At 73.3% G+C, this 24,319-nt stretch carries 20 protein-coding genes and 1 pseudogene; 10 read left to right on the forward strand and 11 right to left on the reverse strand.

What is annotated here, in order from left to right; all coding sequences use genetic code 11:
• Positions 1–16 precede the first annotated feature (16 nt).
• Entirely contained in the window at positions 17–256 is a 240-nt protein-coding gene (gene rpsR / locus ACWCHM_RS28765; protein WP_007073789.1) for a 30S ribosomal protein S18, read from the forward strand.
• A gap of 14 nt (positions 257–270) precedes the next feature.
• On the forward strand, positions 271–717 hold the full coding sequence (rplI, locus tag ACWCHM_RS28770) for a 50S ribosomal protein L9 (RefSeq protein WP_088643629.1): 447 nt from the start codon (positions 271–273) through the stop codon (positions 715–717).
• A gap of 124 nt (positions 718–841) precedes the next feature.
• Here the strand turns inward: rplI and ACWCHM_RS28775 are convergent, their stop codons facing one another.
• The gene (locus ACWCHM_RS28775; RefSeq protein WP_454220552.1) at positions 842–2,509 is read right to left on the reverse strand and encodes a hypothetical protein; all 1,668 of its coding nucleotides are present in this window, start codon (positions 2,507–2,509) and stop codon (positions 842–844) included.
• Positions 2,510–2,917: 408 nt separating this feature from the next.
• Between ACWCHM_RS28775 and ACWCHM_RS28780 the strand changes: the two genes are divergently transcribed.
• Positions 2,918–6,508: a replicative DNA helicase gene (locus tag ACWCHM_RS28780; RefSeq protein ID WP_454223201.1), complete on the forward strand. Its 3,591-nt coding sequence runs from the start codon at positions 2,918–2,920 to the stop codon at positions 6,506–6,508.
• A gap of 19 nt (positions 6,509–6,527) precedes the next feature.
• Here ACWCHM_RS28780 and ACWCHM_RS28785 read toward each other — a convergent pair whose 3' ends face one another.
• From ACWCHM_RS28785 to ACWCHM_RS28805, 5 genes and pseudogenes are all read right to left on the reverse strand, one after another.
• On the reverse strand, positions 6,528–7,211 hold the full coding sequence (locus tag ACWCHM_RS28785) for a maleylpyruvate isomerase N-terminal domain-containing protein (protein ID WP_454220553.1): 684 nt from the start codon (positions 7,209–7,211) through the stop codon (positions 6,528–6,530).
• Positions 7,212–7,346: 135 nt separating this feature from the next.
• Entirely contained in the window at positions 7,347–7,772 is a 426-nt protein-coding gene (locus ACWCHM_RS28790; RefSeq protein WP_281901661.1) for a TFIIB-type zinc ribbon-containing protein, read from the reverse strand.
• A gap of 30 nt (positions 7,773–7,802) precedes the next feature.
• Entirely contained in the window at positions 7,803–8,435 is a 633-nt protein-coding gene (locus ACWCHM_RS28795) for a phosphoribosyltransferase (protein WP_281903314.1), read from the reverse strand.
• 27 nt (positions 8,436–8,462) lie between these two features.
• A pseudogene (locus ACWCHM_RS28800) lies at positions 8,463–9,749 on the reverse strand (glycosyltransferase 87 family protein); the annotation flags it as partial.
• Positions 9,746–12,292: a putative bifunctional diguanylate cyclase/phosphodiesterase gene (locus ACWCHM_RS28805; protein ID WP_454220555.1), complete on the reverse strand. Its 2,547-nt coding sequence runs from the start codon at positions 12,290–12,292 to the stop codon at positions 9,746–9,748. The gene ACWCHM_RS28805 and the pseudogene ACWCHM_RS28800, both read right to left, overlap by 4 nt.
• Before the next feature lie 669 nt (positions 12,293–12,961).
• Between ACWCHM_RS28805 and moaC the strand changes: the two genes are divergently transcribed.
• The 4 genes from moaC (at position 12,962) to ACWCHM_RS28825 (ending at position 15,676) form a co-directional block, all read left to right on the forward strand.
• Complete coding sequence (moaC, locus tag ACWCHM_RS28810; protein ID WP_454220556.1) at positions 12,962–13,453, forward strand: cyclic pyranopterin monophosphate synthase MoaC; 492 nt, start codon at positions 12,962–12,964, stop codon at positions 13,451–13,453.
• Positions 13,450–13,920 carry a MogA/MoaB family molybdenum cofactor biosynthesis protein gene (locus tag ACWCHM_RS28815; protein WP_454220557.1) on the forward strand — a complete coding sequence of 157 codons (471 nt, stop codon included), beginning with the start codon at positions 13,450–13,452 and terminating at the stop codon, positions 13,918–13,920. Before moaC ends, ACWCHM_RS28815 begins: the two co-directional genes overlap by 4 nt.
• A 68-nt stretch (positions 13,921–13,988) precedes the next feature.
• Entirely contained in the window at positions 13,989–15,248 is a 1,260-nt protein-coding gene (locus tag ACWCHM_RS28820; protein WP_454220558.1) for a molybdopterin molybdotransferase MoeA, read from the forward strand.
• Positions 15,245–15,676 (forward strand): molybdenum cofactor biosynthesis protein MoaE, encoded by a 432-nt coding sequence (locus tag ACWCHM_RS28825; protein ID WP_281903316.1) that lies wholly within the window; start codon positions 15,245–15,247, stop codon positions 15,674–15,676. The genes ACWCHM_RS28820 and ACWCHM_RS28825 overlap by 4 nt, the downstream gene beginning before the upstream one ends.
• Before the next feature lie 68 nt (positions 15,677–15,744).
• Here ACWCHM_RS28825 and ACWCHM_RS28830 read toward each other — a convergent pair whose 3' ends face one another.
• Complete coding sequence (locus ACWCHM_RS28830) at positions 15,745–17,187, reverse strand: glycosyltransferase 87 family protein (protein ID WP_204958334.1); 1,443 nt, start codon at positions 17,185–17,187, stop codon at positions 15,745–15,747.
• 204 nt (positions 17,188–17,391) lie between these two features.
• The gene (locus ACWCHM_RS28835; protein WP_204958333.1) at positions 17,392–17,937 is read right to left on the reverse strand and encodes a DoxX family protein; all 546 of its coding nucleotides are present in this window, start codon (positions 17,935–17,937) and stop codon (positions 17,392–17,394) included.
• A gap of 202 nt (positions 17,938–18,139) precedes the next feature.
• Here ACWCHM_RS28835 and ACWCHM_RS28840 point away from each other — a divergent pair, with 202 nt between their 5' ends.
• A complete protein-coding gene (locus ACWCHM_RS28840) occupies positions 18,140–18,685 on the forward strand; it encodes a GNAT family N-acetyltransferase (protein WP_281901664.1) in 546 nt (181 codons plus the stop codon).
• Between the two features lie 72 nt (positions 18,686–18,757).
• Here the strand turns inward: ACWCHM_RS28840 and ACWCHM_RS28845 are convergent, their stop codons facing one another.
• From ACWCHM_RS28845 to ACWCHM_RS28855, 3 genes are all read right to left on the reverse strand, one after another.
• Positions 18,758–19,999, reverse strand: a complete 1,242-nt coding sequence (locus ACWCHM_RS28845; RefSeq protein ID WP_204958331.1) for an ATP-binding protein — start codon at positions 19,997–19,999, stop codon at positions 18,758–18,760.
• 136 nt (positions 20,000–20,135) lie between these two features.
• Positions 20,136–21,947, reverse strand: a complete 1,812-nt coding sequence (locus ACWCHM_RS28850) for an LppU/SCO3897 family protein (RefSeq protein ID WP_454220560.1) — start codon at positions 21,945–21,947, stop codon at positions 20,136–20,138.
• Between the two features lie 21 nt (positions 21,948–21,968).
• Positions 21,969–22,565 carry an LppU/SCO3897 family protein gene (locus ACWCHM_RS28855; RefSeq protein WP_239485262.1) on the reverse strand — a complete coding sequence of 199 codons (597 nt, stop codon included), beginning with the start codon at positions 22,563–22,565 and terminating at the stop codon, positions 21,969–21,971.
• A gap of 76 nt (positions 22,566–22,641) precedes the next feature.
• Between ACWCHM_RS28855 and ACWCHM_RS28860 the strand changes: the two genes are divergently transcribed.
• Together ACWCHM_RS28860 and ACWCHM_RS28865 are read left to right on the forward strand one after the other, a co-directional pair.
• On the forward strand, positions 22,642–23,616 hold the full coding sequence (locus ACWCHM_RS28860; RefSeq protein ID WP_454220561.1) for an EamA family transporter: 975 nt from the start codon (positions 22,642–22,644) through the stop codon (positions 23,614–23,616).
• Between the two features lie 11 nt (positions 23,617–23,627).
• Entirely contained in the window at positions 23,628–24,311 is a 684-nt protein-coding gene (locus ACWCHM_RS28865) for a prepilin peptidase (RefSeq protein ID WP_454220562.1), read from the forward strand.
• The last annotated feature ends 8 nt before the right edge of the window (positions 24,312–24,319 follow it).

Consider the following 24,319-nt stretch of genomic DNA (forward strand, 5'->3'; position numbering starts at 1 on the left):
ACCAGGAGCACGTGCAATGGCCAAGGCTGCGGCACTTCGCAAGCCGAAGAAGAAGGTGAACCCGCTCGACAAGGACGGGATCACCTATATCGATTACAAGGACACCGCGCTGCTGCGCAAGTTCATCTCCGACCGCGGCAAGATCCGCGCTCGGCGGGTGACCGGGGTCACCTCCCAGCAGCAGCGGCAGATCGCCCGTGCGGTCAAGAACGCCCGTGAGATGGCGCTTCTGCCGTACACCGCCACGGCCCGCTGAGAGGAGGCACCGACATGAAGATCATCCTGACCCAGGAAGTTTCCGGTCTCGGTGCCCCCGGCGACATCGTCGAGGTCAAGAACGGCTACGGCCGTAACTACCTGCTGCCGCAGGGCTTCGCGATCAGCTGGACCAAGGGTGCGGAGAAGCAGGTCACGGTCATCAAGCGGGCCCGCTCGGCCCGGGAGATCCGCGACCTCGGCCACGCCAACGAGGTCAAGGGCCAGCTCGAAGGCCTGAAGGTCAGCCTGAAGGTCCGCGCCGGCGACGGTGGCCGGCTCTTCGGCTCGGTCACCCCGGCCGAGGTCATCGACGCCGTCAAGGCGGCCGGTGGCCCCGTCCTCGACCGTCGTCGGCTGGAGATGCCCGGTCACATCAAGTCGACCGGCTCCTACCCGGTGAAGATCAAGCTGCACCCCGAGGTGTCCGCCACGTTCGACCTCAACGTCGTCCAGGGCTGACCTCAAGCACCAGCAACATCCGTAGTGGCCCGCACCGGCATCCGGTGCGGGCCACTACGCACTTTCCACACTCCACGCCGCGGTGCACCGGGTCCGGCCGGGCCGCGCCCCGACACCCGTGCGGTCAGCCGATCGGCTGACCGGTGACCGCGCTGATCATCACGGTGGACAGGCCGCCACCGACCACCGCCGCCGCCAGCGCCACCGTCGCCGGCCGCCAGGTCGTCCCGACCCGGCGCAACAGCACCGCCACCACCAGGCTGCTCAGCAACGACAGACCGAACCGGGGACCACCCGCGACCAGCGAACCCAGCGCATGGGCCCGGGGCGGCTCACACCCGCCACCGCTGATGTCCGTGACACAACCGGCCGGCGGCTGACCGTCCAGGGTCAACAGCCACAGGAACACCAAAACCGCCGGCACCAGGTAGCAGGCCGCCGTGTAGACCAACGGACGCAGCGGACCACCCGGATCCGGGTCCAGTAGATCGTCCTCCAGGCGACGGTTCCACGAACCGGCACCCACCGCGCCGATCCGCTCCCGCAGCGAGGACGCCGACGCCGCCCGCCCGGCCGCCCGCCCGGACACCGGCTCCGCCCGACGACGGGGGGCCGCCCGGGGGCGCGGCGCGGTGTAACCCACCACCGGCGACCGGGGCGCCGAGGTCGGCGGATCCATCCAGCGGGGATCGTCACCCGCCAGGCGGGTACCCGACCAGAAACCCTCCGGCTGCCCACCCCACGGCCAGCCCTCACCGGTGACCGGCTGCGACGACCGGGGCGGCACCGACCGCTCCCACCGGTCCACCCCACCCGCGTCCCGCCGGTCGGGCCCAACCCGGTCCCACGGGCCCACCTCGTCGCGGTCCGGACGGTCGACCCGGCCCGAATCCCGACCGTCCCACCCGGCACCCTCCGCCGCCACCTGACCCCACCGGCCGACGTCCGTCCGGTCCCACTGGGCGGTGTCGGTGAAGCGGTCCCACTGGCCGGTGCTGTCGCTCTGCCCCCACCGCGACGACCCGCCGAGGCGGTGCCACCGGTCGTCGGTGGGCGGACTCTGCCAACCGTGCACGCCGGAGGCGTCCCACGGGTCCACCGCCGGGCGGTACTCCGGCTCCGCTTCGGCCGACCGGCTCCACGGGTCGGCCGCCGGGCGGCTCGCCGGGTCGGTCAGCGGCCGGGCCCACGACTCGTCGGTGTTGCGTCGCCGACGCCGGGGCGGCTGCTCGGGAACGGCCTCCACAGGCAGGTCGGAATCGTCACCACCGGACCAGATCACCTCGGGACGGCGGGACGACGCCCGACGCGGGCGGGCCGTCGGGGCCGCCCCGGACACCGGCTCACCCTCGTCGGCGTCGGCCCGCCGGCTCCCGACGTACCCCTGCTCCTGCTGGGGACGGTCGAAGGTCCACTCCCGGGTGTGGTCGTCGGACCCGGGGCCCGCACCGACCGCCCGTGCCTCCCGGCGTTCGCTCTCCCGCCGCCGCCGGGCCGCCCGCCGACCCACCCCGGCGACCCGCCGGGTGTCGTCCTCGTCGTCGTCCGGGGCGGCGTGCCGACCCCGGCCGTCGGCGTGCGCGATGCCCGACTCGACCGCCCAGCTCGGCAGGTAGGCGTCGACAGGCTCCTGCTGCCCACGCTCGACCGCCCGACGCCGACTCGGCGTACGGTAGCGGTCCGTCGAGGAGTATGAATCCGACGGAACCGGGTCGCCGAGGTCGTCCCACGGGGCGATCGGCTGACGCGCGCGCGGGCTGCCCTCCCCGCGCTCCCAGTCCCGGTAACTCACGGCCGGAGCGTGACCCTTCTCAACCGAAAGTGCAATCCGCTGTCCAGGTGTAGCCGTTTCGCAGAGATAGTACGGGAAGACCGACCCAAGAGCCTTACCGGAAAATATTCGTCCACAGGCTGTGGATAGTGAACCCCCAGGTCGCAGCGCCTACCCTCAGAATTCCCCCACAGTTTTCCACAGGCTGTGCACACGCTGCGCACATGGTTGTCCACGCGCGTCCACAGGTTGTCCCGAGGCTCGTCCACCGCGCCGGTTGAGGGTCTGACCTCGGGGTCCGTATCGTGGGGCACCGACCGGTCGCGCGATGGCCCCCCGATCGACCTGACCGGACGGTGTCACACCGCCGGCGTACCGCCGGGCCGACCGCGACGCTGTGGAGGGGGAACCGTGTCGATCACCGACGACATGCGGGCGGAGCCCCGGGTCGCGGGGCAGTCGTCCGCCCCGCCGCCCCGCGACGGCCAGTTCGACAAGACCCCACCCCAGGACGTCGCCGCCGAGCAGTGCGTCCTCGGCGGCATGCTGCTCTCCAAGGACGCGATCGCCGACGTGGTCGAGATCCTCAAGTCCACCGACTTCTACCGGCCCGTCCACGCCACCATCTTCGACGCGATCCTCGACATCTACGGTCGCGGTGAGCCCGCCGACGGCATCACCGTCGCGGCGGCCCTGGCCGACTCCGGCGACCTCGCCCGGGTCGGCGGCGCCCCCTACCTGCACACCTGCATGGCAGCCGTGCCGACGGCGGCGAACGCCTCCTACTACGCCCGGATCGTCGGCGAACGCGCCGTGCTGCGCCGCCTCGTCGAGGCCGGCACCCGGATCGTGCAGCTCGGCTACGGCACCGCCGCCGGTGGCAGCCGCGACGTCGACGACGTCGTCGACCTGGCCCAGCAGGCGGTCTACGAGATCACCGAACGGCGGGTCAGCGAGGACTTCGCGGTGCTCGCCGACATGCTCCAGCCCACCCTGGACGAGATCGAGGCGGTCGGCGCGCAGGGCGGCGTGATGACCGGGGTGCCGACCGGCTTCACCGACCTGGACCGGCTGCTCAACGGCCTGCACCCCGGGCAGCTCATCATCGTGGCCGGCCGCCCCGGCCTCGGTAAGGCACTGGCGCTCGACACGCCGCTGCCCACCCCCGACGGCTGGACCACCATGGGTGAGGTCCGCGTCGGCGACCGGCTGCTCGCCGCGGACGGCACACCGACCACGGTCACCGCCGCCTTCGCCGTCATGCACGGGCGACCCTGCTACGAGGTCGAGTTCTCCGACGGCAGCGTGATCGTCGCCGACGCCGGGCACCTGTGGCGGACCACCACCCGGACCCGGGCCCTCGCCCCGGCGGGCGGCACGCCGACGGGCGCAGCCCAGGACCCTGCCGAGGACGGCGTGTTCACCACGGCGCAGATCGCGGCGACGCTGCGTACCGGGCCGCAGGGACTCCCCCGCCACGCCGTCGCCACCTGCGCCCCCCTGCAACTGCCCGAGCGGGCGGTGCCCATCCCCCCGTACGGCCTGGGCGGCTGGCTCGGCGACGGCCGGGCCGACCCGGGCCACCTCGCCGGGTCCTTCCTGACGACACTGCGGGAGGTCGGTGTCCTCGCGGACAAGCACATCCCCCGCGACTACCTACGTGGTTCCGAGGCGCAACGTCGGGCACTGCTCGCCGGGCTGATGGACACCGCCGGCACCCTCACCCCGACCGGCGAGCACCGGTACACCTCGACGTCGCGGCGGCTCGCCGGCGACGTGCGGGAACTCGTGGTGGGTCTCGGCTACCGCTGCACGTTCACCGAGCGGCCGGCACCGGGTCGGACCGGGACGTCGTACACGGTCGCCTTCGCCACCCCGGACGCCGTCTTCCGGCGGGAGCCCAGGGCGTCCGCCGAGGCCGTCCGCCTGCGCACCGACCCGGGTGTCCGGTACGTGGTGGACGTCCGGCCGGTGGCCAGCGTGCCGGTGCGCTGCGTGACCGTCGACAACCCCGACCACCTCTACCTGGCCGGCCGGTCGATGATCCCCACCCACAACAGCACGGCCAGCATGGACTTCGCCCGTAACGCGGCGATCCGGGCCAACCAGGCCGCCGCCATCTTCTCGCTGGAGATGAGCAAGGTCGAGATCGTCATGCGGCTCCTCTCGGCCGAGGCGCGGGTCCCGCTGCACGTGCTGCGCAGCGGCCAGCTCTCCGACGACGACTGGACCAAGCTGGCCCGTTGCATGGGGGAGATCAGCGAGGCACCGCTGTTCGTGGACGACACCCCGAGCATGAACCTGATGGAGATCCGGGCGAAGGCGCGGCGGCTCAAGCAGAAGCACGACCTCAAGATGATCGTCGTCGACTATCTCCAGCTGATGACCTCACCGAAGCGCACCGAGAGCCGTCAGCAGGAGGTCGCGGACCTGTCCCGTGGCCTGAAGCTGTTGGCCAAGGAGGTCGAGTGCCCGGTGATCGCGGTCAGCCAGCTCAACCGTGGTCCCGAGCAACGCACCGATAAGCGACCACAATTGTCCGATTTGCGCGAATCGGGCTGTCTGACCGCGGAGACCCGGCTGATCCGGGCCGACACCAATGCGGAAGTCACCATGGGTGAGCTGCTAGAGGCAGGGACGAGAGAAATCCCGGTCTGGGCGCTGGACGAGAATCTGCGGTACTCGCCCCGGACCATGACGCACGTCTTCCCCAGCGGTCGGCGCGAGGTGTTCCGGCTGACCCTCGCGTCGGGAAAGCAGATCGACGCGACGGCGAACCACCCCTTCCTCACCTTCGCCGGGTGGGTGCCGCTCGGTGAGCTGGCTGTCGGAGCGCGGCTGGCCACGCCGAGACACCTGCCCCCGCCGCTGGCGATCCGGCCGTGGGTGGAGGCGGAGGTGGTATTGCTCGCGCACCTGCTCGGTGACGGTTCGTTCGTCAGACGCCAGCCGATCCGGTACGCCAGCAGGGACGAGGAAAACCTGGTGGCCGTGGCCGAGGCCGCGAAGCACTTCGGGATCAGCGCCATACGGGACGAGTACGAGGCCGCCCGGGTCACGACGCTCCGGCTGCCCGCCCCGTACCGACTGGCCCGTGGACGGCGTAATCCGATCGCAGAGTGGCTCGACGGGCTGGGGCTCTTCGGGCTGCGTTCGCACGAGAAGTTCATTCCGCAGGCGATCTTCAGCATGCCCAAGGAACAGATCACGCTTTTCCTGCGCCACCTCTGGTCGACCGACGGCTCGGTCCATGTCAACAAGTCGGGTAGGGGCGGGCGTGTCTACTTCTCCTCCACCAGTCGCAGAATGCTTGAGGACATCTCCCGCCTCCTCCTGCGGTACGGCATCACCGCCCGCCTCAAAGTCGTTCCGGTAGCTGACCACCGTCCCCAGTACACCCTCGACATCTCGGGTCGGGACGACCAACTGCGGTTCCTGCGGGAGATCGGGGTGCACGGCGAGCGCGCGGCTGCCTGCGAGGCGCTGCTCACCGTGTTGGAGACGGTCGTGAGCAACACCAACGTCGACACGGTACCGACCGAAGTGTGGAACCAGGTTCGGGATGTCCTGGTAGAGCGGGGCATCAGCCACCGCGAGTTCGCGCAAGCAATAGGCACACAATTCTGCGGCAGCGCGCTGTGGAAGCGCGCACCGAGCCGGTCCCGACTGGCGAAGATCGCCTCGGTGCTCGACGCCGCCGACCTCGAACTGCACGCGACCAACGACATCTTCTGGGACGAGATCACCTCGATCGAGTCGCTCGGCGAGCAGGACGTCTTCGACGCGACGGTACTCGGCACCCACAATTTCGTCGCCAACGGGATCGCCACCCACAACTCGATCGAGCAGGACGCCGACGTCGTCATCCTGTTGCACCGCGACGACTACTACGACAAGGAGTCGCCGCGCGCCGGGGAGGCGGATTTCATTGTTGCCAAGCACAGAAATGGACCCACCGACTCGATCACGGTAGCGGCCCAGCTGCACCTGTCCCGCTTCGTCGACATGGCGATCGTCTGACCCGACGCCGACGCCGAGATCAGCCGAGCAGCGGAAACCAGCCGGCGGCCTCGCCCAGCGCCAGCCGGTCCCGGTCGGTCAGCGCCTCCCGACCGGTGGCCTTGCCCAGGTAGGTCAGGTCGTCCCAGTCGGCGGGCCGGACGGTGTCGTCGCTGAGCAGGCCGTCCATGGTGGCGACCGCGACCTCGACGGCCAGCGGACCGGGCGGCGGCGCGGCGGGCAGGTCGGACACCAGGTCGAGGTGGTGCACGACGGCCTCGGTGGTCAACGTGGCCAGGAAGTCGGGCACCCGCAGCACGTGCCCCTGGGTGGTGACGTGGCCCCGCGGGTCGGCGGCACCCGCCGCGCGGACGGCGGCCGGGGCGGTGTCCGCCCAGATCCGGACCACGCCGGTGGGCCGGTCGAAGGCGGCGGCCGAGCGGCGTACCCACCACGCGTGCCGGGCCCCGGCGTCGGGGTCGGCACCCGCCGGGAACGAACGCCAGTAGCTGACATCGTCGGTGTCGGCCGGCCCGTCGACCGGGCTGGCCAGGGTGACCAGCGCCCGTCGGGCGTCGCCGAGCAGGTGGAAGAGCAGGTCGGCGACGAGCCAGCCGCGACACCGGGTGGGGCGTTGCAGGGTGTCGTCGTCGAGGTCGGCGACCACCCGGGTGATGCCGTCGTAGGCCTGCGCCAACGAGGTGTGCTGCCTGACGAACGTCATGCCGTGCAGCGTCGCACGCCCGGCGCGGTCCGGCATCCGGACCCGGAACCCGCCTGCCGGAACCCGGGCGGCCGGCGGCGGTGACGGGACCGGGCCGGGCGCGGGAGGACCCGGCCCGGCCGTCGACGGAACCGGTCAGCCGAACATCTCGTCGAGGAAACCCTTGTGCTTCTTGCGCTTGTAGTGGCCGTGGTAGCCGTAGTGCTGCTGGTGGCCGTAGCCACCGTGGCCGCCGTACGCGGGCTGCGGCGGGTAACCCGGCGGGGGCGGAGGCGGCGGCACGGCACCGTAGCCCGGCTGGTGGCTCGGGACGGGCGGCGGCGGGGGCGGCGGCGGATACCCGCCCGGTGCCTGGACGTGCTGCTGACCGGGGACGGTGCCGGGCTGACCGGGCGCGCCCGCACCGCGCTGCCGGTTCCAGTTCGCCTCGGCCTCGAACAACTTTTCGAGTTCGCCGCGGTCCAGGAAGATTCCCCGGCACTCGCCGCACTGGTCGATGACGACTCCGCTGCGCTCGTACTGGCGCATATCTCCGCGACACTTGGGACAGGTGAGCTCCATCGCTCGACGGTACCCGGTCGGCGCAGCATTTCAGGCGGTGGTGATCAGCGCCGAGGTCACCTCGTCGTCGTCGACCTCGTGGAAGTCGTCGTAGTAGGCACTGACCGCGGTGAAGTCGACCGGGTGCTGCGGGCAGACCACCTCGTCGGCCTCGGCGGCAAGCATCTCGTACGCCTGTTGTGCGCCCACCGGCACCGCGACCACGACCCGCCGGGCGCCGAGCCGCCGGGCGACCTGTACGGCGGCGCGGGCGGTCGCGCCGGTGGCCAGGCCGTCGTCGACGATCAGGGCGGTACGTCCGGTCAGGTCGAGCGGGGGTCGGCCGTGCCGGTAGCGGGCCTCCCTGCGGTCGAGTTCGGCCTGTTCACGGCGTTGCACCTCGGCGCGGTCGGCGGGGTCGAGCGGGGCGGCGACCTGGTCGTTGAGGACCCGGACCCCGCCGGGGCCGAGCGCGCCGAAGGCGACCTCGGGTGCCCGGGGCAGGCCGAGCTTGCGGACCACCAGCACGTCGAGCGGTGCGCCGAGCCGGTCGGCGACGACCCGGGCCACCGGCACCCCGCCGCGTACCAGGCCCAGCACGACGACGTCGGGCTGACCGGCCAGGGCGGTGAGCCGTTCGGCGAGTCGGCGGCCGGCGTCGGCGCGGTCGCGGTAGCTGCTCATGTCCTCAGGTCTACGCCCTGTGGGCAGGGTGCGCCGGGAACTCGGCGGAACCGGTGCCGGGCGGGTGGTGAGGGCGGGGGCCCAGGCCAGCAGGGCGATCGGGTAGAGCAGGTAGCCGAAGCGGGTGGTCGGCATCAGCAGGATCGCGGCGAGCAGGCCGTACCCGCAGATCAGTGCGGTGGCGGCGGCGGTGCGGGGCGGGCGGCGGAGGAGCCGGACGGCGATCGCGGCGCCGACGGCGACGAGCAGGGCGGCGGCGACGACCCGGCCGCCGGGCAGGGCGGTGGCGATCAGGTGGCCGGGGAACGGGGACTGGGCGGGGCTGGTGACCTGGCCGTGGCCGAGTGGGAAGCGCAGCACGTTCTCCACCAGCGCGTCCCGGTCGACCAGCAGGGCGGGGAGCAGGGCGAGGGCGGGCAGCCCGAGCGCGCCGGCGGCCACCCGCAGCCCGGCCCGTCGGGTCGTCCCCCAGAAGATCAGGACCAGCGCGACCGGCCAGGCGAACAGTTTCAACGCGCCGGCCAGCCCGACCGCCAGCCCGGCCCCGCCGGGCCGCCCGGTGGCGGCGAGTGCCAGCGCCAGCAGGCAGAGCGCGAGGACGGGCAGGTCGTCGCCGCCGGTGGCGAGGGTGAGTGCGCAGATCGGTAGGACGGTGGCGGCCTGTACGCCGCGTAGCACCGCCGCTGCTCCGGCTGCTGCGCCGGTGGTGGGGGCGGGGCGGCGTAGTGCGACCACGGCCCAGGCCAGGGCTGCGGCGGTGGCCAGCGCGAACCAGACGCGGGAGTCGGTCCACCAGGTGTCGGTGGCGGCCCGGGGCAGCCCGAACAACGCCATTCCCGGCTGGTAGGGGGTGTAGCCGAGCAGCCGTTCGTCGGCGGGCAGCGCGGCGATGGCGTCCGGCCCGAGGTAGGGGGTGCCGTGTTCGGCGAGCCGGATGCCGGCCTGCTCGACCACCACCACCTCCTCCTGGGCCCGGTCGGTGCGCCCGGCGGCCCGCTGCCCGGCCTGCATGATCAGCGGGAGCAGGGCGGTGCCGGCCCAGGCGAGGCCGGTGACCACTGCGCGGGCGGTGGTGCCGACGAGCCCGGGTCGGTGGCGGCGGAGGAGGAACTGGGCGGCGCCCAGGACGGTGGCGGCGAGGTAGCCGACGGCGGCGATGCCACCCCAGGCCCGGTGCGGCGGGAGGGTGGAGGTGGCGGCGGTGACGGCGGCGAAGATCGCCGAGAGCAGGTAGAGGCCGAGGTCGAGGGCGAGTCCACCGGCGGCGGTGTCGACGGCCCGGAGGCGGCGGGCGGCACGGTCGGCGGCGGTCACGCCGGCAAGTGTGGCAGACCCGTCGAACGGTTCCGGGCGGGCTGGCGGCGGCCGGGGGTGCTGAGCCGGATGACCGCGCCGGTGTCGTGCAGCGGGGTGGCGAGGCTGCCGGGGCGGCCACCGGCGCCGCGTTGTAGTGCGGCGAGGAGTGCGCCGGCCGGCAGCGGGCGGGCGAACAGGTGCCCCTGGCCGGCGGCGCAGCCGAGCGACCACAGGGCCCGGCGCTGTGGTTCGCTCTCGACGCCTTCGGCGACGACGGCCAGGTCGAGGCTGCGGCCGAGGTCGAGGGTGGAGCGGATGACGGCCGCCGCTTCGGCCGAACTCTCCATCGCGGTGACGAAGCTGCGGTCGATCTTCAGCTCGTGTACGGGGATGCGGGAGAGCAGGGACAGTGACGAGTAGCCGGTGCCGAAGTCGTCCAGGGCGAGCCGGATGCCGGAGTCGCGCAGCCGGTTGAGCACCCGGTCGACCACGTCGAGTTGGCTGAGGGTGAGGGTTTCGGTCAGCTCCAGGACGAGCCGGTCCGGGGGGAAGTCGTGGGCCTGGAGCCGGGCCAGCACTGCGCCGGGGAACCGGGCGTCGAGCAGGCTGCGGGGCGAGACGTTGACCGAGACGGGCAGGTCGAAGCCGGCGGTCCGCCAGCCGACGGCGGCGACGAGCGCCTGGTCGAGGATGGCCTCGGCGAACGCGGGGAGCATGCCGGAGCGTTCCACCGCCTCGATGAAGCGCAACGGGTCGATCACCCCGTGCCGGGGGTGGTGCCAGCGGGCCAGCGCCTCGGCTCCGGTCACCTCGCCGGTGCCGAGGTCGACGATGGGCTGGAAGTTGACGGTGAACTCGTGGTCGGCGACCGCGCGGGGCAACTCACCGCCGAGGGTGAGCCGGCGCAGGTCGGCGGTGTCCCGGGTGGGGGCGTACGTGGCGATCCGTTGGCCGGCCCGCTTGGCCTGGTACATGGCGACGTCGGCGCGGCGCAGCAGTTCGGGCATGCCGCCTGTGGAGGGGGCCGCCGCGATGCCGCCGCTGGCCTCCACGCTGATCCGCATGCCGTCCACGTCGATCGGTTCGTGCAGGGCGCCGAGCAGGGTCTCGGCCCGGTGGGCGGCGATGGCGGGGGCGGGCAGGTTGCGCATCAGCACGGCGAACTCGTCGCCGCCGAGGCGGGCGACCAGGTCCTCGTCGCGGGCGGCGGCGCGTAGCCGGTCGGCGACCCGCATCAGCACCTGGTCACCGGCGGCGTGGCCGAGGGTGTCGTTGACCTCCTTGAAGTGGTTGAGGTCGATCAGGACGAGGGCGGTCACCCCCTCGGCGTGCCGGGTGCCGAGTTGTTCGGTGCCCCGGTCGAGCAGTTGCCGGCGGTTGGCCAGGCCGGTGAGGGCGTCGTGGCTGGCGGCGTGGGCGTGTTCGGCCGCGACCCGGGCGAGTTCGGCGTACGCCTGGGCGTTGCGGACGGCGGTGCACAGCGCGGAGGCGAAGGTGCGCAGGGTGTACTGCTCGCGTTCGTTGAGCCGGACCGGCCCTCGGAAGCGCAGCCGCAGCATGCCGACGTCGACGGTGCGGTCGTGGCCTTCGAGGCGGGCGGGCAGGACGGTGCCCTCGATCTCGCTGGGGGTGCCGGACGGGCCGTCGTAGGTGATCGTGCCGCTCGCGCCGCGGACGGTGCGGCCGGCGTCGCGCAGTTCGATCTCGACCTCGTCGGCGGAGAAGAGTTCGGTGGCCTGGGTGACGGCGGTGGTGAGGACCTTGTCCAGGTCGACCACGTTGAGCGCGTCGGTGGTGCGGGCCAGCCGTTGCCAGGCCTGTTGTTCGGTGCGGGACTTGACCTGGTTGGAGTAGAGCAGGTGCAGGCTGAGCACCAGGGGTGGCACGGCGAGCAGGAGCCGGGGGTCGGCCTGGAGGATGGCCAGGGTGACGGCGATCAGGAAGAAGCGGGCCAGCGCGCTGGTCAGGCGCAGGCCGAGGTCGTCGGCGAAGAGCCGGGGCAGCGGGGTGCCGGTGGCCAGCGCGATGACGGGCAGGGTGAGTAGTTCGTCGAGGACCACGGCGACGACGTAGGCGAGCCCGATCATGCCGATGGCGTTCGGCAGGGCGGTGTCCTGCGGGGACCAGCCGAGGGTGTGCAGGGCGACGCCGCCACCGGCCGCCAGCAGCATGCTCTTGGCGATGCCGAAGGTGGTCTTCAACGGTCCGCGTTTCATGGACAGCAGGGCTATCGCGACGCCGGTCCCGGTGGTCAGGACGACCAGGGGCGCCGGTGCGACGGCCAGCCCGAGGACGATCGCGGTCTCACTCCAGGAGACCGCGTGGACGGTGGCGCGGATGCGGATCTGCCAGTTGATCCGGACGCTGAGTGCGGCCATGAAGGCCAGTGCGACGGAGCGGGTGAGGTCGCCGCCGGTGAGGTCGAGGTGGACCAGTTGGTAGAGGGCGACGACGGCCGCTGCGGTTGCCACCACGCAGACGAGGCCGACGTGCAGCGTCAGCTGCCGCTCGGCCTCCGTCTTGCCTTCGTCCGGTCGCGCCACCGTGTCCTCGACAACCACTCCGTGTCGCTGAGCAGAGGCCAAGGCTACGTGGGGTCACGCCACCACCACAATCGTTCAGAGCCACTCGTGTGCGGACATCGCGTTCGCCCCCCCCTGGTCGTTGTCGCCGACCCTTGCGGTCGGGATCTGACAGGGGACAGCCTAAGGGCGGTTAGGCCGATTTTGGAGGTATAAATGTAACTATGAGCGATAGGTGAGAATTGAGTGCACCTTGGTGACTTTCCGTTTCCATGGGGAAACGGAGTGCTGAGCGCTCCCGACGGTTCTCGTTAACGCTAGATAATGGTGCAGACGGCGGCTTCGCGACATCGGACGAGAGGAGTCGTTTGCCGTACGTCGAGGTGGCCGGTTGTGCGAGTGCGACAGATCACCCCATTGCGGAACGCAGCGTAGTCGGGTCGGCGCGGTGGCGCCAACGTCGTCGAAGTGGCCCGGTGGCGATTCGCGGTCACGGCGCGACGTAGGGTTTCTCGGGCATGACGATCTCGCGCGTGATGGTGTTTCCCGCTCTGTCGTCGATGCCAGAACCTATTAGTGGCGACCGATGAAATCGACGATGAACTACCGATCACGAATCGTCCCCGAGCGCTCGGTGTCGCTGTTCCCGGTCGTCGTCGCGCACCGGGCCGTACCCTCTGGTCGGAGCGCACCGCTAGGCTTCCGGACGTGACCGATCCCGCGCAGCTCAGCCACGTCGACGCCGCGGGCGCGGCCCGCATGGTCGACGTCTCCGCCAAGCCGGTGTCCGGCCGGGTCGCCGTGGCCGCCGGGCGGCTGCGCACCACCGCCGAGGTGGTGGAGCTGCTGCGCCGTGACGGGCTGCCCAAGGGCGACGCGCTGGCCGTCGGCCGGATCGCCGGCATCATGGGCGCCAAACGCACCCCCGACCTGATCCCGCTGTGCCACCCGATCGCCCTGCACGGCGTCACCGTCGACCTCGAACTCACCGACGACACCGTCGAGATCACCGCCACCGCCCGCACCGCCGACCGGACCGGGGTGGAGATGGAGGCGCTGACCGCCGTCGCCGTCGCCGGGCTGGCCCTGATCGACATGGTCAAGGCGGTCGACCCGGCCGCCGCGGTGGACGCCGTCCGGGTGCTGCGCAAGACCGGCGGCAAGACCGGCGAGTGGGTCCGCCCGCAGGACCGGCCGTGATCCGGGCCCAGGTCGTCGTGGCGTCCAACCGGGCCGCCGCCGGGGTGTACGCCGACACCAGCGGCCCGCTGCTCGTCGCCGGTCTGCGTGAGCTGGGCTGCCAGGTCGACGAGCCGGTGGTGGTGCCCGACGGCGAGCCGGTCGGCGAGGCCCTGCGCGCCGCCCGCGCCGACGGGATCGACGTGGTGCTGACCAGCGGCGGCACCGGCATCACCCCCACCGACCGGACCCCGGAGGTGACCCGGGCGCTGCTCGATTACGAGATCCCCGGCATCGCCGAGGCGATCCGCGCGTACAGCCGGGACCGGGTGCCCACCGCGGCGCTGTCCCGGGGGTTGGCCGGGGTGCTGGGCCGGATGCTCGTGGTCAACCTGCCCGGCTCGCGGGGCGGCGCGAAGGACGGGCTGGCCGTGCTCGGGCCGATCCTCGGCCACGCGGTCGACCAGCTGCGCGGCGGCGACCACTGACCACACGCCCGACGCGGCGGCGATAGGCTCGCGGAGGTGTACGCGTCCCGTTCGAACGGAGGCCCCCGGTGAGCACGGAAACCGCCGCCGCCGCGGCCCAGGTCGCCGCGCCGCCGCCGGCCGGATGGGAGGAGGCCCGCTCCCGGGTGTACGCGGTCGGCCTCGCCGCCGCCCTGCCTCCGGTCAACCGGTCGCTTGCCGACGCCGACGGGTACACCCTGGCCGAGCCGCTGACCACCCGGACCGACCTGCCCGCCTTCCCCACCTCCAGCGTCGACGGCTGGGCGGTGCGCGGGGCCGGCCCGTGGGACGTGGTGGGACGGGTGCTCGCCGGGCAGACCCCGGCGGGGCTGACCGCCGACGGCACCACCGTGGAGATCGCCACCGGCGCGATGGTCCCCACCGGGACGACCGCCATCCTGCGGATCGAGGACTCGGGGCGTACCCCGGACGGGCGGGTGACCGGCACGCCACGCCCGAACCCGGAGTGGCGGGAGCCGGGCGAGGAGGCGGTGGCCGGTGAGGAACTGGTGCCGGCGGGCACCCCGGTCGACCCGGCGCTGATCGGGCTGGCCGCCTCCTGCGGGCACGACCAGCTCACGGTGCGCCGCCAACCACGCGCCGCGCTGCTGGTCTTCGGCGACGAACTGCTCACCGCCGGGCCGCCCGGGTCGGGCCGGGTCCGCGACGCGCTCGGCCCGGCGGTGCCGTCCTGGTTGCGGCGCTACGGCTGCCAGGTGCGGCCCTCCGACGTGGTCGGCCCGGTGGCCGACACCCTCCCCGCCCACGTGGCCGCCCTGCGCGCCGCGCTCGCCGGGGCCGACCTGGTCTGCACCACCGGCGGCACCATGCACGGACCGGTCGACCACCTGCACCCCGCGCTGGAGGCGCTGGGGGCCGACCACGTGGTGAACACGGTCGCCGTGCGGCCCGGCTTCCCGATGCTGCTGGCCCGGCTGGTCGACGCCGACGGGCGGGTGCGGTTCGTGGCCGGGCTGCCGGGCAACCCGCAGTCCGCGATCGTCGCCCTGGTGTCGCTGGTCGCGCCGCTGCTCGCCGGCCTCCAGGGCCGGGCGCTGCCGGCGCTGCCCCAGGCCACCCTCGCCGGGCCGGTGCCCGGCCGGGGGGATTACACGCACCTGGCGCTGGTCCGGCTGGACCGGGCCGCCGGCACCGCCCACCCGGTCCGCCACGTCGGGTCGGCGATGCTGCGCGGGCTCGCCGGCGCGGACGGGTTCGCGGTGATCCGGCCGGGCACCTCCGGCGAGGTCGGGGCCCGGGTGCCGGTCGTACCGCTGCCGTTGCTGCCCGGGGAGCGTACGTGGTGACGACCGGCCCGACGACGGCCCTGCTCGCGGTCACCGACCAGCCGCTGGACCTGGCCGCGCACGAGGCGGCGGTGGCCGACCGCCGGGCCGGCGCGGTGGTCTCCTTCCAGGGCGTGGTCCGCGACCACGACCACGGTCGAGCGGTGACCCTGCTGGAGTACGAGGGCCACCCGAGCGCCGTCGAGACGCTGCGCGCGGTGGCCGCCGAGATCGCCGCCGACCCCGACGTCTACGCGGTGGCGGTGTCGCACCGGATCGGCCGGCTCGACATCGGTGACGTGGCGCTGGTGGCGGCGGTGAGCACGGCACACCGGGCGGCTGCCTTCGCGGCGTGCGCCCGGCTGGTCGACGAGGTGAAGGCGCGGCTGCCGATCTGGAAGCGGCAGGTCTTCGCCGACGGCACCGAAGAGTGGGTCAACTGCCCCTGACCCGCCGGGGCGCACGCTCACCCTCGACCGGAGAGGTGCCGGTGCGCGAGCGTCGCCGGCCGGTGGGGTCAGCGGCGGCCGGCGGTGGCGGTGGCGCGGGCCAGCCGGTCGGCGTAGAAGGCGGGTTCGGCGCCGGGCCGCCACGGCAGGGCGGCGACCAGCACGATCAGCGCCAGTGCGAGCGAGTTCTCCATCAGCGCGCCGAACAGGCCGTTCTGGTAGTGCGACACCTCGGGGAGCTTGTGCTCGTACGGCCAGATCGGTGAGATCAGGAAGAGCAGGTACAACCCGAGCGCAGCAGCCCCGTGCCGCAGCCCGGTCAGCGTCGGGTACCAGATCGGCGGGCGCAGCCCGCTCACCCCGGGCGGCCCGCCGAACGCCTGCTGGCCGGTACGCAGCGACAACCCCCGGCTCGCCTCACGGCGGCGCACGGCGGCGTCGGCGAGCACGACGATCGCCGGGATGACCCAGACCAGGTGGTGCGACCAGGAGATCGGGCTGATCACGTTGGCGGTCAATCCGACCAGGGTGAACGCGGTCAACTCGTCGCCGTCGGCGCGGGCGTTGGCGGCCCGGGACAGCCCGACGGCCAGGATCAGCACCGAGAACGCCAGCCAGAGCAGGCCGGGCGTCTCGATCGAGTCGTAGAGCCGGGCCAACAGGCCGGCCAGCGACTGGTTGGGCGTCATGTCGGCGGCCCCGACCCGTTCGGTCTGCCACAGCACCCCGCCGAAGTAGGCCCGCGACTCGGTGCCGACCAGCGCGAAGCTGCCCAGGGTGACGCCGATGGTGGTGCCGACGGCGGTGGCGGCGACCCGCCACTGCCTGGTGATCAGGAGGTAGGCGATGAACAGCGCCGGGGTGAGCTTGACGGCGGTGGCCAGGCCGATGCCGACCCCGGCCCAGGAACCGCTGTAGAACAGCCGCAGGAACGGGCCGTCGGTGTCGCGGCCGTGGGTGCCCCGCCGGGAACGCCAGCGCAGGCCCACCAGGTCCGCCATGATCAACGCGAACAGGAGCAGGTTGACCTGGCCGTACCCCAGGGTCTCCCGGACCGGTTCGATGGCGGTGGCCATCGGCGTGGCGATGGCCACGGTGAACCAGAGCGGCCAGCCGAGCCGGTCGACGATCGGACGCAGCAGCGCGGCGAGGACCACCGCCAGGGCGGCGATGCTGCCGGCCGCGTTGACCCATCCGGCCACCTCGATCGGCAGCCCCGCCATCGGCAGCATGGCCAGCGCGGCGAAGGGCGGGTAGGTGAAACCCAGCGTGGTGGTGGGCGCGATGAACTCGTACAACTCGTGCCCGCTCGCCCACCACACCACCGCGCCGTGGTAGATCTTCATGTCGAAGAAGTTGTACGGCCGCCCGAAAGCACCGATGGCGAGCCATGCGGCATAGGCGACGGCGGCCACGATGCCGATCCGTACGACTGTCCTACGATCGATCCCACGCGTTGCGCGACGGACTGGGGCGAGGCGGTCCGCACGTCTACCGACGGTTGTCGGCATGGCGTGGCCACCCCCGTACCAAGGTCGTCCTACCCGTCCAGGTCCGGTAGGGAGCCTAGAACGGCGCCTCACGTTGCTGCCTCCCGCGTTATCCGACCGTGTCCGATCCCACACCAGTTTTTGACATTTCCACCGCGTTAACGGGTGTCGGGTGGTTCAGGTAATTCGCGGCCTTACGGGGGGTGGTGGCCGAATCGATGCAGGTCAGCCGGGAAGCCGGCGGGCAGCGGCGGCCGACCGGACGGCGATCCGGGCCTCCCGCCGGGCGGTACGCACCGCACGACCCACCGACCGTCGGGAGTGGCCGATGCGGTGACCGGCCCGCCAGCGCAGACCCGGCCTGCCCTCGGTGTCGGCGGCGGCGAGCAGCAGGCCACCGAAGAGGCCGAGGTTCTTCAGGAAGTGCACCTGGTTGTTGTTCCGGGTCGTCGGGTCGTCGTTGCTCCAGAATGGGTGACCGGCGGCGGTGGTGGGCACCAGCGTACCGGCCAGGACCAGCGCGGCCGGGCGGGTGAACTTCCCGGTGGCCAGCATCAGGCCGGCGGTGAACTGCACGGCGGCGTTGGCCCGGATCAACGTCTCGGTGTCGGTGGGGAGCTGCGGGGCGACCTGCTGGATCAGCGGCGCGACCCGGTCGGTGACCGGCTTGGCCGCCGGGACGAGCCGGTGGGGGTGCTGAAAGTTGCGGGCGCCGCTGACCACGAAGATGCCGCTCAACATGACACGGGCGAGGGAGCGCACGGGTTTCATGGCTCAGTCATACCCCGTTTGACGCTCCACTATCCGGGCAATGGCCGATCCGCGGCGGTCTGCGTGTCGACGGTCCGCACCGGTGCGTCGTCGTCCACCACCTCGCGGAACGGACGCGCGTACCGGCGGGCGCGGGCGCTGCGCCACGCCGAACGAAGCGACCGTCGCTGATGAACGCGCCCCGGCCGGTAACGTCGCGCGGGTGACGACCCTTCGGCTGCGCCCCGAGGGCCCGGCCGACGCCGGCCCGGTCCGCCGGGTGCTGGCCGCCGCCTTCGCCCGCCCCGACCGCACCACCCCCGGTGAGGTCGCGCTCGTCGACGACCTGCGCGGCAGCGCGGCGTGGCTGCCGGAGCTGGCGATGGTCGCCGAGTACGGCGGCGAGGTGGTCGGGTACGCGCTGCTCACCCGGGTGCAGGTCGAGGCCGAACGGACCCGCGTCCCGGCGCTGGTGCTCGGGCCGGTGGCGGTGGCCCCGCACCGGCAACGGGTCGGGCACGGCACGGCGGTGGTGCAGGCCGCCTTGGAAGCCGCCACCGAACTGGGCGAACGGCTGGTGGTGGTGCTCGGCGACCCGGCGTACTACAGGCGGTTCGGCTTCACGCGGGCCGACCGGATGGGGCTGGTCAGCCCCTGGTCGGGGCTGGGCGAGCCGTGGCAGGCGCTCGTGCTGCCGCCGGAGGTCAGCGACGCGCCGCCGCCACCGCGCGGCGAGGTGGTCTTCCCGCCCCCCTGGTCCCGGGTCTGAACCCGGCGGCTCCCCGCCCCCGCGGCCGGTACCGGCCCTCCGGCGGGTCGGTCGCCGCGTGGCCGACGTGGATCAGGCCGGCTGGGTGCGCAGGTAGCGGCCGAAGTGCGGGACGGTGAAGGCGACCGTGCCGCGCTCCCCGGAGTAGATCAGCCCTTTTTTGATCAACGCGTCCCGGGCCGGGGAGAGGCTCGCCGGCTTACGGCCCAACGCGCGGGCGATCTCGGCTGTCGGCACCGCGGCGTCCATGTCGTCCCGACCACCGCCGTCGACCTCGCCCGCCACCTGGGACAGGGTCGCCATCGCCCGCATGTACTCGCGTTCGGCAGGGGTGGCCCGCTCGAACCGGGACCCGAAGAAACCGACAGCCAGCTCCGCCTCCGCCTCCGGCGCGGCGACCCGCACGTCCGCGTCGGTGATCGGTGACCGGGGCGCATGGTCCCAGGTCGCCTTCCCGTACGCCTGCACGAAGTACGGGTAGCCGCCTGACGATTCGTAGAGCAGGTCGAGGGCCTTCTGCTCGTACTCCACCTGCTCCCGGCCGGCCGGCGCGCACAGTGCCTGGTCGGCGGCGATCCGGTCCAGCCGGTCGATCCGCAGGTAACGGAACAGCCGCTCCGAGTACGACTTGGCGGCGCTGAGCACCGCCGGCAGGTGCGGCAGACCGGCACCCACCACGATCAGCGGCGCGCCGAGCTGGGACAGTTCGTGGCAGGCCGCGCAGAGCGCCGAGACGTCCTCCGCGCCGAGATCCTGCATCTCGTCGATGAAGACGGCGATGCCGGTGCCCACGTCCCCGGCGACCGCCGCCGCGTCGGTGAGCAACTCCACCAGGTCGATCTCGATGTCGCCGGAGTCGGCCCGGCCGCTGCTGGCCGGCACGTCGATGCCGGGCTGCCACCTGTCACGCAACCGGGCCGCGCCGGCCCGCCCGGTGGTCGGCGCGCTGCGCTGCGCAAACGCCTTGAGTACGCCGAGGAAGGCGTCGATCCGCTCCGGTGCGCGGTGCCGGGGGGCCAGTTCCCGGACCGCCATGTGCAGGGCGGCGGCGACCGGTCGGCGCAGCGACTGGTCCGGCCGGGCCTCGATCTTGCCGGTGCCCCAGAGCCGGTTGATCGCCTGCGAGCGCAGGGTGTTGAGCAGGACCGTCTTGCCGACCCCCCGCAGGCCGGTGAGCATCAGGCTGCGTTCGGGACGACCCCGGGCGATCCGTTCCAGCACCACGTCGAAGACGTCCAGCTCCCGCCCCCGCCCGGCGAGTTCGGGCGGGCGCTGACCGGCACCCGGGGCGTACGGGTTGCGGACCGGATCCACACATCGCACAGTATCGGGCCCTCTAGCCGGCGGACTAGAGATGCGTAGACGGGGCTACCGGCGTGTCGCCGACCCGCCCTCGACCGGAATATGGGGCTGTCTAGCATCCACGCTAGACAGCCCCATACTTTCCTGTTCAGCTCCGCTTGCGCAGGCAAAGCACGTAGTCGAAGAGGTCCACCGAGTTGTCGTGCACGTAGTTGGCGTTCGACTCCGGTGCCAACGTCCGGCACCGCTCCCCGTTCGTGGACGCCGGAATCCGCAACAGCACCTCGTACGTGTTCGGGCCGCACGGCACCTTGCGCAGTTCGGCGTCGCTGGCCGTACCGTCGTTGACCACGCAGTCGCCCCGGGCGATCTGTGCGGTCCTGGTCGGGGTGGGGGTCGGCTCGGTCGTCGGTTCCCCGGTCGGCTCCGCAGCGTCCGTCGGGGTGCTCCCCGTCGGACCGTTCGCGGTGGGGGTGGCGGAGCTGCTCGTCGGGGTCGCCGGATCGTCGCCCTCATCCGACGCCAGGAACACCCAGGCGCCCATCCCGACGCACGCGCAGAGCAGCAGGACCACCACCAGCCCGATGATCAGCGCGATCCGGCCGCCCCGTCCCTTCGCCGGTGGCGGGGCCGGATACCCGGCCTGCCCCGGGAAGGCCGGCGGCTGCTGTCCCGGGAAGCCGGGCGCGGCCTGACCGGGATACCCGGACGTGGGCGCGGCCGCCCCGGGGAACCCGGAGGACGGCGGGGGTGCCGGCTGGCCCGGGTAGCCGGACGTGGGCGCGGATGCCCCGGGGAACCCGGGCGACGGTGGTGGCGGCGCGGCCTGGCCGGGATAGCCGACCGGTGGGGGCGACGCGGGTGCGTTGAACGCGCCCGCCGCCGGTGCGGCCGTCGGCCCGGCGGGCGGGAACGGCCCCGGCGGCGGGTAACCGGCCCCCGAGGACGCCGCCGGCTGCCCGGTCGGCGGCAGATAGGTGTCCGGCGGCGGGTAGCCCGCTCCCGAGGTGGGCGGCGGTGGGTACCCGGCGCCCGAGGTGGGCGGCGGCGGGTAGCCGGCTCCCGACGTGGGTGGTGGTGGGTAGCCCGCCCCGGCCGTGGACGGTGGCTGGGGGGCCTCCGCTGCCGGCATCTGCGTCGTCGGGGAGTACCCGCCGGTCGCCGCCGGCAGCTGCGTGGTCGGGGAGTAGCCGCCGGCAGGTGGAGGCGGGGTCGCCTGACCGGCCCCCGACACCGGCAGTCGGGTGGTCGGCGGTTCCGGTGACGTGGCGATCGGAGTGGTCGCCGCATCGCCGGTCACGGGGGCCGTCGGCGGCTCGTTGCGCAGCACCGTGGTCGGCGCGTCGTCCGTACCGGCCCAGATCGGCGCGGTCGGCGGCTCCGGCGGGGCCGCCGACATCGGTGCGGTTGCCGGTTCCGGCGTAGCGGCAGAGAGGGGGGCCGTCGGTGGTTCCGGCGGGGCCGAGATCGGCGCGGTCGGTGGTTCCGGCGGTGACGCGGCCATGGGGGCGGTCGGGGGTTCCTCCACCGCCGGCACGGGTGCCGTGGCCGGCTCGTCCGCCTCCCGCGACACGGACACGGTCGGCGGTTCCGTTTCCTGTGCCCGGATCGGCTCGGTCGCCGCCTCGACCGGGGCGGTGTCCGGTTCGGTCGCCGAGCTGGCCGACACGGCGGTCGGCTCGTCGTCCGGACCGGTCGGGACCTGCCCGGCGGACAGCGGCGCGGTCGGCTGGTCGTCGGCCGGGACTCCCCCGGTCGCGGGCACGGACCCGGACTGCCCGAGGGGCGTGGTGGGTGGCTCGGGCTCGGACCGGGCGAGGGGTTCCGTCGCGGGTTCCGGGGAGATCGGGGCGGTGGGTGGTTCGGAGCCGAAGGGTTCGGTGGGTGGCTCGGACTCGGAGGCCGTGGGCCGGTGTTCCTTGTCGGGACGGCCGGAGTCGGGTGGGCCGAAGGTTGACAATCTCTCTCCCCAGGGGTGGGCTCAGCGCTGCTTCAGGCAGAGGACGAAGTCGAGGGTGTCCAGCTCGCTGTCGAAGAAGTACCAGTTGGTGTAGCCCTCCACCACGCCGCACTTCGCCTCGGCGTCCCTTTCACCACTGGTCGCCCCGTCGAAACGGCGGAGCACCTCGTACGTCTTCGGAGCGCACGGGGCGATCAGCAGCTTGGGCTTGCCACCGGCCGGGCCCTCGTTGCGGACGCACTGGCCCGCCTTGACGAACCGGGGGTCGGCCGACGAGGCGGGGGCGGGCGTGGTGGCTGCCGGACCGGAGGTCGCGCCGTCCGGCTCGACAGGCGTCGTCGGCAGGACGGCTTCGGTCGTGGACGTCGGTCCGTCGTCGTCGCCCAGCAGGTACCACAGGACGCCACCGCCGACGACCAGCACCGCGAGCACGACCAGCACCGCGACCAGCGGGCCACGGCCGCGCCCCGGCGTCGGCGCGTCCGGGTACGCCGCCGGCCCGCTGACCGCGTAGGGGTCCACCGACCCGTACGGCTCCGGCTGCCGGTACGACGGGTCGTACGAGCGTCGCCCACCCCACGGGTCCGGGGAACCCCCCGGTGGTCCGTAGTTCGCCATGCCCGTCCTCCCGCGTGCCGAGATGCCGGTTATCCGGAAGACGCCACCGACGTGGTCACCGTAGCGTGGTCCTGCGATGACCTCATCTCCCTCGGCCGCGACACCCGTCCGACCAGCCCTGATCTGGACGGCACTGATTCTCGTCTACGTGCTGTGGGGTTCCACGTACCTCGGTATCCGGGTCGTGGTGGAGTCGATGCCGCCGCTCGGGTCGGCCGCCGCCCGGTTCGGTGGTGCCGCGCTGGTGCTGGCGGTCGTGCTGCGGCTGCGCCGGGGCAGGGGTGCGCTGCGGGTCGACCGCCGGCAGCTCGGTTCCGCCGCGCTGGTGGGGGTGCTGCTCCTGGCCGGGGGCAACGGCCTGGTGGTGCTCGCCGAGTCCGGTCCGTCCGGGGTGGCGGTGCCGTCGGGGATCGCCGCGCTGCTGGTGGCCACCGTTCCACTGCTGGTGGTGCTGCTGCGGACGGTCACCGGGGACCGCCCGCCGGGGTGGACGTTCGCCGGGGTGACGCTGGGCTTCCTCGGCCTGCTGCTGCTGGTGCTCCCCCGGGGCGGGTCCGGTGCGGTGCCGCTGGTCGGGGCGTTGACCGTGGTCGCGGGGGCGGTCTGCTGGTCGGTGGGGTCGTTCCTGTCCAACCGGCTGCGGATGCCCGCCGATCCGTTCGTCGCCACCGTCTACGAGATGGTCGCCGGGGCGGTGGCCCTGTCCGTGCTGTCGCTGGCCCGGGGTGAGCTGCGCGGGTTCTCGCCGGCCCAGGTGACCGTCCGGTCCTGGCTCGCGTTGGCGTACCTGCTGGTGGCCGGGTCGCTGGTGGCCTTCACCGCGTACGTCTGGTTGCTGGCGAACGCCCCCATCTCGCTGGCCGCGACCTACGCCTACGTCAATCCGGTGGTGGCGGTGGCGCTCGGCGCGCTGCTGGTCGCCGAGCCGGTGACCGGCCAGGTGCTGCTCGGCGGTGCGGTGATCGTGGCAGGTGTGGCGCTGGTGGTGACCACCGAGCGGCCCCGCCGGCCGGCCGTCGGCGGGGCTGTCCCGGTGCCGTCCCGCCGGTAACGTCGACGGCCGTGCCCCTCGGCCCGCTGACCACGAGCGTGTTGCCCGCCGCACTGCTGCCCACCGTCGGGTTGGTGGCGGCAGCGGCGGCCCTCGGTGCCCTGGCCGGCCTCGCCGCACCCGGTGTCGCCCGTGCCGTCCCGCCCGCCCCGGGCCGGGGTGCGGTGTCGGTCGGGCACGGGAAGCTCCCGGTGGTGGGGGCGGTGGTCTGCGGCGGGCTGGCCGCCGCGCGTGGTCCGGAGCCGGCACTGCCGGCGTTCCTGCTGGTGGCGTCCGTGGGACTGGTGCTGGCGGTGGTGGATCTGACCAGCCTCCGCCTGCCTGACCCGCTGGTGGGTGCGGCGGCGCTCGGCGGCGGCACCGCACTGACCGTGGCCGCCGTCGCCGCCGGCACTCCCGGCCGCCTGGCGCTCGCGCTGGTCGGTGCCGCACTCTCCTTCCTGCTGTACGTGGTGCTGGCGTTGCTGCCCCGGTCCCGACTCGGCTTCGGTGACGTGAAACTGGCGGCGGTGCTCGGCCTGCCGTTGGGTTGGCTGGGCTGGCCCACCCTCTGGCTCGGCCTGCTGCTGCCGCACCTGCTCAACGGGGTGCTGGCGTTGGCGCTGCTGGCCGCCGGCCGGGTACGCCGGGACACCGCCCTGCCGTTCGGCCCGGCCCTGCTCGCGGGTGCCTGGCTCGCCGCCGTCCTCGCCTGACCCGCGCC

The sequence above is a fragment of the Micromonospora sp. SCSIO 07396 genome (assembly GCF_053667945.1).